This window comes from Vibrio rubrogenes (genome assembly GCF_059641415.1).
The window spans coordinates 1-1,503 of the sequence record NZ_JCARSY010000091.1 but is presented as its reverse complement, the minus strand read 5'-3'; the positions used below and the strand labels follow the sequence as shown (position 1 = coordinate 1,503).

The following is a 1,503-nucleotide window of genomic DNA, read 5'->3' as shown; positions in this document are numbered from 1 at the left end:
TTTGCTGGCAGTGCGAATGGTGTCACGGGTGCGTGAGCAACTGGGTCGGGAGTTATCGCTGGCGACGCTGTTCTCTCATTCAACCTTACATGAAGTGGCAGCCCTGCTGGATGATGCCCAAGGTGCAACATTACCGGCGATTACGCCATTGCCGGAAGGGCAAGCGATCCCATTGTCACTGGCGCAGAAACGGTTGTGGTTCTTGTCGCAAATGGATGCACAGGCAACGGCCGCTTATACCGTGCCAAGAAGCGTGCGGCTGCAAGGCAAATTAGATGTCGATGCATTACAACGGGCACTGGATCAGATTGTTGCCCGTCATGCCGCATTGCGGACTCATTTTGCACAAGTCGCGGATGAGCCGGTACAAGTGGTGAGTGCACCGAGTGTCGGGTTCCCGTTGACTTACCTTGACGGGGAAGGGGTGATGGATGAACTGGCGCCACTGTCGCCAACGTTTGATCTTTCTCAGGGACCGTTGATTCAAGGACAGTTAATCCGTGTCTCTGATCATGAACATTGGTTACGGATTGTGATGCACCATATGATCACCGATGGCTGGTCGATGGGGATCTTTAACCGTGAGCTGGCCGCACTTTATACTGCTCACTGCAACGATCAGGCTGATCCGCTGCCGCCACTGACGATCCAGTATGGTGACTACGCTGCATGGCAGCAGACGCATCTGCAGGGTGAAGTGTTGCAACACCAGCAACAATATTGGCATGAGCAGTTGCGTGGTATTCCGGATTGTCTGACATTGCCGACGGATCATCCGCGTCCGGCGCATCAAGATTACCGCGGGGCAAGTCTGCCTGTTGCACTCAGCCGCGAGTTAACCGGACAGTTGCGTCAGTTGAGTCAACACAGTGGCTGTACGCTCTACATGACGTTACTTGCCGGATGGTCGGTGGCGATGGGACGTCTCTCCGGTCAGGAAGATATCGTGATCGGTTCTCCGATAGCCGGACGAACGCAGCGTGATGTTGAAGACCTGATCGGGATGTTTGTCAATAGTATGGCGATGCGGGTTCAGTTGACAGATGCGATCAATACACCAGCTTTGTTAGCTCAGATCAAAGAGACCGCGCTGGCGGCACAAGCCAATCAGGATATGCCGTTCGAACAAGTGGTTGAGACCGTCGCACCGGTGCGCAGCTTGTCTCATGCCCCGATTTTCCAAGTGATGTTCGCTTTGCAAAATACGCCGACGGATCAGATCCGACTACCGGATCTCACACTGGAAGCACTGGACAGTGAACTCTCGACGGCTCAGTTTGACCTGAGCCTTGAAATCCATGAACACGATGGCGGACTCAGTGGCTATCTGACCTATGCGACCGCGTTGTTTGAACCGGAAACCGTACAGCGCTACCTCAGCTACTGGGTCACCCTGTTGGAAAACATGGTGCGTCAGCCTGAGTTACCGGTGAGTGCACTACCGATGCTGACCGATAGTGAACAGCAACACCTGTTGCACCACTTGAATCAAACCCACAATGT

1 protein-coding gene is annotated in these 1,503 nt (G+C 54.0%); it reads left to right on the top strand.

What is annotated here, in order from left to right; genetic code table 11:
- Positions 1–28: 28 nt before the first annotated feature.
- Positions 29–1,503 (top strand): condensation domain-containing protein (locus AC55NX_RS20645; protein ID WP_496997439.1); only part of this gene is annotated, 1,475 nt, incomplete at its 3' end.